Here is a 9,386-nt window from a genome sequence, read left to right as displayed (position 1 = left end):
CCAATCCCCGGTTGCACCATGTGGTCGTGGCGGCGGGCGAGGAGGCCCTGCCGTACGCGGACCTGGACAGCGGTCCGCTGACGGACGAGCCGGGGCCGTCGCTGGTCGTCGCGGAACGGCACCGGCGGCGGCTGGCCGCGGGCAGTGCGGACCATCTGGTGGGGCATGGGGCCAGGCAGGTCCTCGACGCCCACCCGGCGCGCCTGGCCGACCTGTTGCTGGACCGGCAGCGGAGGCGCCTGCTCCGGCCGGTGGCGGCTCTGGCCAGAGCGGACGGGCCGTCGGCGCTGTCGCTGTTCGTGCCCTTCACCGTCTACCGTGCGGCGCGCAAGCTGGCCCGTACGCCGTACTCCGAGGGCGTACAGGACGTCGCCGAGCGGCTCCTCGACCGGCGCTTCGACGACGGCGCCGACGGGGGTGCCGTCCTCGGCGGCACAGCGGCCCTCGGCGGCGGTGGCGGCGCCGTGGACGCCTCCGTGGCAGCCCTGGCCTGGTGCCGCCCCGGGCCGGCCGCGCGCTGGCTGACGGGGGAAGCGCTCGCCGAAGTGTCGGTCCGGCTGCAGGAGGCCGCGGCCCGGCCGGCGCCCCTCGAACGCCCGGGCGAGCGGCGGGCCCGGGCGGCGCTCGCCCGGTACGCCATGGACCATCGTGTCTTCGAACAAGCCGCGGAGGTGCGCAGCCAGCGCCTGCACGCGCCCTTTCTCGACAACCAGGTCGTACGCGCATGCCGCGCGCTCCCCGAAGCGCTCCGCGTGCAACCGGGGGCGCGCGCCTCTGTGTTGCGCACCGTCCTCGCGGGTGCGGGCATCCGCGATCTCCCGGCCGGCTGGGGTGCCACATCGCACGCTTCCCATTCGGCGGCGGTACGGACCGGGCTGCGGGCATTCGTGGGCGACCTCATCGCCCTGTTCGACGCGCCGCTGCTGGCCGACGCGGGCCTGGTGGAAGCACGGGTCGTCCGCAAGGCACTGCGCTCGGCGGCCGGGGGCGAACCGCTGCCCCTGGACGGGTTGGCGGAGCTGGTCTCCACGGAGTTGTGGCTGAGACGGCTGCTGGCGCGGCGCGGCACGTGCTGGATGGGGTCGGCCGCGCCGCGGCAGAGGGCGGTGGCGGGGGGCGTGGTGCCGCGCCGGGCCCTTTGATACGGGCCTGGCCTCTTCCGGTCCCAACCCTTTCCGGCCCTCGCCTTCCGGCCCTCGCCTCTTCCGGCGGGCCTTCGTCCGCACCGCGGAGCCGCGTCTGCGGTCCACGGAGCACTGCCCTGGCTCCGGCGGCTCGAGACCGAGCTCGACAACGTCCGCGCGCCGCTGCAGCGGGCGGTCTCCACCGGGACGAGGACACCGCGCTGGGGCTGGTGTCCGGACTCATTCCCGTACCTGTCCCTGGGCTCGGCGCCGCTGCTCCTGCGGCCGCCCCGCTGCTGAGGCACGCTCCCGCCCCGGCCACCAACAGGCGGTATACCAGGCGCACCGCCCTGCCCCGGCACCTGCCCGAGAGGGCAGCACATCCGGCTGCCCGGTCCCCTCGACACCCGGTTCGCTGCCACCGCATGGTTCGTCCCGTCCGTCGGCACCCAGAGCGGAAGCCCCTCTACCCGCCGGACACATCCGCATATGTCGCGTCAGCGTGCTACAGAGCAGGCCGTCATTACCCCGTCAAAGGGGTCAACCACCCATCCGGGGCGTCTTCGAGCCGTGGAGCACGGCGTTCACCCTTTCGGGTTGTGCTCCACGGACAACGAAGGCCCGGCGACCGCGATGACGAGAGATCGCGAGCAGTGACGAGATCGCAAGACCTGCCGAGAGCAGGACCTGCCGAGAGACGGAGAGAAGTGCCGCGAGATGACGAGACCGGACGTACGCCGGCAAGCCCCCTCGCGGACCGAGCTCACGCCACCGGACGGGACCGCAGGCCCTCCAGGAGGATGTCCAGCAGACGAGCCGAAGCCGCCTGCTGCTGCGCCGCGTCCGGCAACGACGGCGCGGCCGTGGCTATCACCAGCAGCACATCCCCGACCGTCACGTCCGCGCGCAGCTCCCCGGCCGCCCGCGCCCGCTCCACCAGCTGACCGACGACCTCCAGCAGCGCCGCCGCCCCGGAGTCCTTGTCCGGATCGTCAACAGCCGCCTGCGCCGGCTGCTCGACCAGCCGAAGCCCCGGCTGCGCCTGCCGCTGCTGGGGCACCCTCGCCTCGGCCGCCGCCTCCGTCTCGGCGTCGTCCACCCCCACACGCAACACCTTCGGGGGCAGCAGCCGCCCCGCGCCTGACGCCACCGAGGTCCGCAGGAAGCGGGAGAGTGCCGACCACGGCTCCTCCTCCTGCCCCAGCGCGGTCCGCGCCTGCTCCGTCAGCCTGGCGGTCTCCTCCTCGGCTATGCGACGGACCAGCACGTCCTTGCTCGGGAAACGCCGGTACACCGTCCCCACGCCGACCCGGGCCCGCCGAGCCACGTCCTCCATCGGAGCGCCGTACCCGAGCTCGCCGAAGACCTCCCGAGCCGCTCGCAGGACATGTTCCAGATTGCGCTGTGCGTCCACCCGAAGCGGCGCCGAGCGCCCGCCCGGTCCACCGCCCACCGCTGCGGCACTCGCCGCGATGGTGGGTCCACTGCCGTCGGAAGCGACAGCGGTCGGCCAATGAGAAGAGCCCTGAATGTGCATAACCGTTCCCCCGGTAATGATGTCTCCCCCCGGAGACTCCCCGCCCTGACTGCCGGGGAGCGGTCTGGCACCCCGACGATGTATGAACATAGTTGAGCCCAGGTCAAGAATGAAGAGGGTAGTTCCGCACGGACCGCCCCCCGATCGGAGCACGGGCCCGATCCGCCCCGGTTCCGGCCACCCCGGTCACCCCGACACCCCGTCCTGACCTGCAACGCTGCCCGGCGAAGACAGGAATTCGTGCCCGCGCTCGGCCCGTGTTCTCCGGTCACACATTTCGTCGGGCCTGTGGACAAACGCCTGCCGTCAGTGCGTCATGGGAGAGTGCTGTGCCTCACGGGGTACACGGCGGGGTACACGCAATGGTCAGCGGCTCTGCCGCGGGGCCCGCCCCCCGCGGCGCACCACCCAGGGGCCGAGCAACGTCGCGAGGAGACCCTCTGTGAAGGAACCGGCGCGCATTCTCATTGTCGGCGGCGGCTACGTCGGGATGTACACCGCGCTGCGCCTCCAGCGGAAGCTGAAGCGCGACGAGGCCCGGATCGTCGTGCTCGACCCCGAGCCGTACATGACCTACCAGCCCTTCCTCCCGGAAGCGGCAGCCGGCTCCATCTCCCCCCGCCATGTCGTCGTTCCCCTGCGCCGGGTCCTGGACGGCTGCCAGGTCGTCATCGGGGAGGCGAGATCCATCGACCACGCCAAGCGCACCGCGACCATCACCACCCTCGCCACCGAGGAGGAGGGCGCCGGCGCGATCGAGCTCGAGTACGACGAGCTGGTCCTCGCCCCCGGCTCCGTGTCGCGCACCCTCCCGGTCCCCGGACTCGCCGAGTACGGCATCGGCTTCAAGACCGTCGAGGAGGCCATCGGACTGCGGAACCACGTCCTCGAACAGATGGACATCGCCTCCTCCACCCGAGACCCCGAAGTCCGCGACGCCGCCCTCACCTTCGTCTTCGTCGGCGGCGGCTACGCGGGCGTGGAGGCACTCGCCGAGCTGGAGGACATGGCCCGCTACGCCTCGCGCTACTACCACAACGTCTCCCCCGAGGACATGAAGTGGATCCTCGTCGAGGCGACCGCCAGGATCCTCCCCGAAGTCGGCGAGGAGATGGGCCAGTACGCCGTCCGTGAACTTCGGGGCCGCGGCATCGACGTACGTCTGGAGACCCGCCTCGACAGCTGTGAGGACCGGGTGGCGGTGCTGAGCGACGGCTCCCGCTTCCCGACCCGCACCCTCGTCTGGACCGCCGGCGTGAAACCGCACCCCGTACTCGCCGCGAGCGACCTGCCGCTCAACGGCCGCGGCCGCCTCAAGTGCACCGCCGCACTCCGGGTCGACGGGGTCGACCACGCCTGGGGCGCGGGCGACGCCGCCGCCGTCCCGGACCTCACGGCCGACGAGCCCGGAGCGACGTGCGCGCCCAACGCCCAGCACGCCCTCCGCCAGACGAAGGTGCTCGCCGAGAACCTCCTCGCCTCCCTCCGCGGCGAACCGGTCAAGGACTACGCGCACAAGTACGCGGGCTCCGTCGCCTCCCTCGGCCTGCACAAGGGCGTGGCGCACATCTACGGACGGAAGCTGAAGGGCTACCCCGCCTGGTTCATGCACCGCGCTTACCACCTCAGCCGTGTCCCGACCTTCAACCGCAAGGCCCGGGTGCTTGCCGAGTGGACCTTGTCCGGGCTGTTCAAGAGGGAAATCGTTTCGCTCGGCTCGCTGGAGAACCCGCGCGGCGAATTCGAACTCGCCGCCGGCACGGGCCGCCACAACGAGACGACGTGACCGCTGGGCGGAGCCAGGAACTCCCCACGGACGACCCGCGTCTGACGTATGTCAGTCCACTCGGTCACACTGGACGTGTGACCATGGGTGGGCTCACACGTACAAAGAGTGCAGCTGTACGCCCGGCCGGCCTGGCTGACCCGAAGCGACATCACGAGGCAAAACTCAGTGAACTTCACGCGCTGGAGCGCCCGGCTCCCCGGAACACAGCGACGCGCCGCCGCGCGGACCGACCGTGGCGTGGGCCCTCCGCAGCCGTCGGCGGCCGCAGGGACGGGCGGTGCCGTGCCCGCGGCGCGCGGTGAGCACCAGGCCTCCGCGATGCCCAGGATCGTTACGGCCCCGGCCGTCGCCGCCCCCTCCGATGGTCACCCGACCGTGGACGGGATGTCCGTCCACGACGTCCTCGGACAGGTGCCGGGCCTGGTCGCGGTCGTCCACGGCCCCGAGCACCGCGTCGCGTACGTCAATGACGCGTACGTCGGCGTCTTCGGACCCCGCGCGCCGGGCGCACCCGCCCGTGAAGAGCTTCCCGAACTCGCCGAACTCGGCCTGCTCGCCCTCATGGACCAGGTCCTGCGCAGCGGCAAGCCCCGCACGGTCAAGTCCCGTCGGGTGCCCCGCGCGCGCGTGGCGCCCGACGGGGACGGCACCCGGCACGGCTACTTCACCTTCACGTGCAGCCCGATCGACCTCCCCGCAGTAGTTCCCGCCGCGGACGAGGGTGGTGCCCAACCGTCCACGGCGACCGCCGACGACGGCGTATCTGACGGCGGCGGTGCGTGCCCCGGCGATGCCGCGTCCGCCGACGGCCGTACATGCCCCACCGAGGGCGCGTCCGCCGAGAGCCGTACGCCACGCGACCCGGGCGCCGTACTCGCGGAAAAGGGAACAGCTCCCGCCCCGCCGGTCACTACCGGCCCGTCAGCCACCTCTGCTCCATCAGCCCCGCCTGCACCGCCCGTGGCAACCCGCCCCCACCGCGGAGTCCTGATCTTCGCCGCGGACGTGACCGACCAGGTCGAGGCCGCCGAGCGACTGCGCACCAGCGAGCGGCGGCAGCGCGAGGCCGCCGTCACCCTCCAGCGCAGCCTCCTCCCACAGCAGCTGGAGCAGCCCGACGACCTGCGTGTCGCGGCCACGTACCAGCCGGGCGGCACGGACGCCGCCGTGGGCGGCGACTGGTACGACGTCATCACCCTCGGCGCCGGCCGTACGGCGCTGGTCATCGGCGATGTGATGGGCCGGGGCGTACGGGCCGCCGCCGTCATGGGCCAGCTCCGCACGGCCGTACGGGCCTACGCCCGCCTCGACCTCCCCCCGCACGAGGTCCTTCAGCTCCTCGACGGCCTCGCCGCGGAAATCGACCCCAGCCAGATCGCCACCTGCGTCTACGCCGTCCACGACCCCAACGAAGGCCGACTCGTCTACGCCTCGGCGGGCCACCTCCCGATCATCGTCCGCGACCCCGATGGCACCGTCCACCGCGCCGCCGAGCCCAACGGCCCGCCCCTGGGCACCGGTGGCTGGCTGCACACCTCGGGCTCCGTGCCGCTGGGCCCCGGCTCCACGGCCGTGCTCTATACGGACGGCCTCGTCGAACGGCGCGACACGGACATCGACGACGGCGTCGCCGCCCTCGAACGCGCGCTCGCGGGTGCCACGGGCTCGCCGCAGGTCATGTGCGACCGACTCATCCGCGCCCTCGGCGTCACCGCGGACCATGACGACGACGTCGCCGTACTCGTCCTCCAGCATCCCGCCCGCACGGGCCATGACGCGGAGCTGTTCCACAACGCCGCCCTCGAACTGCTCGGCGGAGTCGAGGCCGCGCCCCGCGCACGCGCGTTCGCATCGGGCGTCCTGGCGAGCTGGCGCTTCCCGGCCGAGCTGCGCGACCTGGGCGTGCTGGCCGCGAGCGAGCTGGTCGCCAACTCACTCCAGCACGGCACCCCGCCCATGCGACTCCGGCTGCGGCGCACCGACCGCCGGCTGATCGTCGAGGTCACGGACGGCGACGAGCATCTGCCGCGCCGCCGTCGCGCGGAGCCGGTGGACGAAGCGGGCCGGGGCATCTCGATCGTCGCGACCATCGCCTCGTCGTGGGGCTGCCGCCGCACACCGGGCGGCGGTAAGGCGGTCTGGTGCGAGTTCGCCCTCCCGGCGGGGTAGCCCGACAAGACCGCCTCGCCGAAGCAGCGAGCTACCGCTCCGGCAGAGGCGGTCGGGCGGAGTCACGTCGCCCGACAGCCGGACCTTCCGGACCGAGCCGGAAGACCGGAGGCGCGCAGGAGCGGAGGGCAGCGCTCACCGTGACGGCGCGGTTGGCCCACCGGAGCCGTACGCGCAACCCCGGAGCAGCAGCCGCAGCCCAGCAACCGCCCCCCTGAAACGCCCGCACCCGTAGCCCGGGGCCCACACGTAACACCGGGCGCTGTAGCCCTGGGACCAGGGTTGGCCCGGAGCAGCCCCCATAGCACCGGGTGCCGTAGCCCTGGGACTACCGTCGGCCCCGGAACCGCACGCGTAGCGCCGGGAGCCGAGCCGGTGCGGCGTGGGCACCGCCCCGAGTGCCGCGCAACGTCAGACGGCTGCCGTCACCTGCACCCCCGCCTCGGGTTCCGCCCGCTCCTCGACCACCGGGGCCGGGGCAGGGGACGCGGCCGTGGCGCGGTGCGGCCTGTCCTGCGCCGGGCTCAGCCGGCGCCCCAGGCGGAGCGCCAGCACAGTGATGCCGAGGGAGCAGCCGACGAGCAGCAGGATGTACGCGGTGTACATCCCCGCCCCCGCGATCAGCCCGCCCACCGCGGGGCCGACCGCCAACGCCAGCTGCTTCACCAGTGCGAAGGCGGAGTTGTACTGCCCTATGAGCGAGGACGGTGCGAGGTCCGCGACCAGCGGAGCCAGCGTCGGGGACAGCATCGACTCACCCACCCCGAAGAGCGCATACGTCGAGATGATCGCCGCGGTCGCTGTCGCCTGGCTCCCGTGCACCACTCCGGAAACTCCGGCCGCGACCCACGCGACCGTCCAGATCAGCCCGACCAGCGCCATGACCCTGCTGCGCCGCCGCCGTTCCACCAGCTTCAGTACGACGAACTGCGTCAGCACGATGGCTGCGGTGTTGGCGGCGAGCGCGACCCCCAGCGTCGTGGGGGATATCCGTGCGACATCGACGGCGAAGGCGGAGAGCCCCGACTCGAACTGCCCGTAGCAGGCGAAGAACATCACAAAGCCCAGCACGCACAGCTGGACCATGGTCCGGTCGCCGAGCAGGGCCCGCAGGCCACCGGGCGCCCGGACGTCCGTCGGCACAGCGTCCTCGACCTTGGGCACCTTCGGCAGCCGCACGGTCGCCGCCGTCGCACCCAGCACCAGGAACATCGCGGCCTCGATGGAGAACAGCGTCACAAAGCTGGGTGTGCGTGAGGTGTCGACGACGAGCCCGCCGAGCAGCCCACCTATGCCGAGCCCCAGGTTGCTGAGGAAGAACTGGCCGGCGAAGGCCCTGGAACGTGTAGCCGGCGTGGAGCACCACACGATCATCGTGGCCAGCGCGGGCTGGATCACCGCGATGCCCGCGCCGAGCAGGCCCGCGGCGGCGACAGTGAGCGGCGCGGTGTCCGCCAGCCCGAGGGCCATCGAACCGGCTGCCGCGGCGACCGAACCCGCGATCGCGACGGGCAACGGACCCCGCCGGTCGATGGCCCGACCGGTGAAGGGCAGCACGACGAGCGCGGCCACAGCGAGCGTCGCGAGCACCACACCCGCGGTGCCCGCGCCGAGATCCCGGACCTGCGCCACATAGATGAACAGAAACGGGACAGTGAAGCCGTTACCGAACGCGCTCAGCGCGTTACCCAGCTGGATCCGGCGCAGAGCTGCGCCCATCGCGGTGGTCACACTCACCTACCTAGGTCAAAGAAGGGTTGAAGAGTCGAAGCCTCAAGACTTCAAAGCTAAAGTTCGATTCTAAAGAGTACACAGTGAAGGACTTCGATGCCAATGACTTGCGTGCCATACTCCTCGCATGGCTGACACCCCGGACCCGACCGGGCCGCACATGGAGCCGAGTCTTGACGAGCAGATCGCGGCCTACCAGCGCGAATTCCGTGATCTCGACCCCCAAGTCGAGCAGGTCGTCTCGGCGCTCCAGCGCCTGAACCGCCGCATGAACGTCGCGTACGGCCGCCAGACCGGCACCCTCGGCATCAGCAACACCGAGTGGGAGGTCCTCAAGGCCCTCGTCCTGGCAGGTGCCCCGTATCGCATGGGTCCGGGAGAGCTGGCCAAGAGGCTGGGGCTGACCCCGGCCGCGATGACCCACCGGGTGGACCGCATGGTGAGCGAGGGGCTGGTCACGCGGGAGCGGGACGAGAACAACCGCGTGCGGGTCATCGTCGGACTGACGGACGAGGGCCGGGAGAAGTGGCTCGAGGCGATGCGCCTGGCCACGGTCTTCGAAGGGGATCTCCTCCAGGACCTCTCACCTGCGGAACGGGCGCTGCTGGGCGAGCTGCTCACCCGCCTGCTGCGGCGCGTGGAGGACGCTCAGCCGGACGCCGAGGGGCGACTGTCGGACCTTGCGTGAGAGGGCTTGACACGGGTCTGTCAGATCCGTAAAGTCCTCCAGGTTGCCACGGAGACGTAACGGTTCTGCGGCATCACTCGGGCCGCACCGGCGGCAAACCACTTCTGCACGATCTCCCATCGGGGATGATTTCGGCATGCCGAAATCTGATGCGAATGGCTCGATTATGAGCCGGTCGGGAAATCCGCTAACGTGGTGGCAGCGCCGGAAGGCGCGAAAACCCCCGCTCCAACAGGGGGCCGGAATCTGAATTCGGACCGGGAACGGTGCGAAATAGAGTCTGGTAAGGTTGGAAACACCGAAGGGAAGCGCCCGGAGGGCCCGGAGACGGGGCCGAAGGAAGCGTCC

The 9,386-nt window shown here is 71.7% G+C and carries 6 protein-coding genes; 4 read left to right on the top strand and 2 right to left on the bottom strand.

Going from position 1 to position 9,386, the window contains the following annotated elements; translation table 11 throughout:
* A partial coding sequence (locus tag ACTWQE_RS32760; RefSeq protein WP_443332728.1) for an asparagine synthase-related protein occupies window positions 1–1,142 on the top strand: 1,142 nt, incomplete at its 5' end.
* Window positions 1,143–1,887: 745 nt separating this feature from the next.
* Here ACTWQE_RS32760 and ACTWQE_RS32755 read toward each other — a convergent pair.
* Entirely contained in the window at window positions 1,888–2,661 is a 774-nt protein-coding gene (locus tag ACTWQE_RS32755; RefSeq protein ID WP_443332727.1) for a TetR/AcrR family transcriptional regulator, read from the bottom strand.
* 442 nt (window positions 2,662–3,103) lie between these two features.
* Here ACTWQE_RS32755 and ACTWQE_RS32750 point away from each other — a divergent pair, with 442 nt between their 5' ends.
* Together ACTWQE_RS32750 and ACTWQE_RS32745 are read left to right on the top strand one after the other, a co-directional pair.
* A complete protein-coding gene (locus ACTWQE_RS32750; protein ID WP_443332726.1) occupies window positions 3,104–4,447 on the top strand; it encodes an NAD(P)/FAD-dependent oxidoreductase in 1,344 nt (447 codons plus the stop codon).
* A 321-nt stretch (window positions 4,448–4,768) separates the two neighbouring features.
* Entirely contained in the window at window positions 4,769–6,619 is a 1,851-nt protein-coding gene (locus ACTWQE_RS32745; protein WP_443332725.1) for an ATP-binding SpoIIE family protein phosphatase, read from the top strand.
* A gap of 411 nt (window positions 6,620–7,030) precedes the next feature.
* Here ACTWQE_RS32745 and ACTWQE_RS32740 read toward each other — a convergent pair whose 3' ends face one another.
* A complete protein-coding gene (locus ACTWQE_RS32740; RefSeq protein ID WP_443332729.1) occupies window positions 7,031–8,350 on the bottom strand; it encodes an MFS transporter in 1,320 nt (439 codons plus the stop codon).
* A 127-nt stretch (window positions 8,351–8,477) separates the two neighbouring features.
* On the opposite strand from ACTWQE_RS32740, the gene ACTWQE_RS32735 reads away from it, so the two are divergent.
* Window positions 8,478–9,038: a MarR family winged helix-turn-helix transcriptional regulator gene (locus ACTWQE_RS32735; protein ID WP_443332724.1), complete on the top strand. Its 561-nt coding sequence runs from the start codon at window positions 8,478–8,480 to the stop codon at window positions 9,036–9,038.
* The last annotated feature ends 348 nt before the right edge of the window (window positions 9,039–9,386 follow it).

The organism is Streptomyces sp. 8N706 (genome assembly GCF_052245415.1).
Taxonomy (GTDB): domain Bacteria; phylum Actinomycetota; class Actinomycetes; order Streptomycetales; family Streptomycetaceae; genus Streptomyces.
Note: the sequence above shows the minus strand (reverse complement) of the source record. Positions and strands in the feature narration are given on the sequence as shown.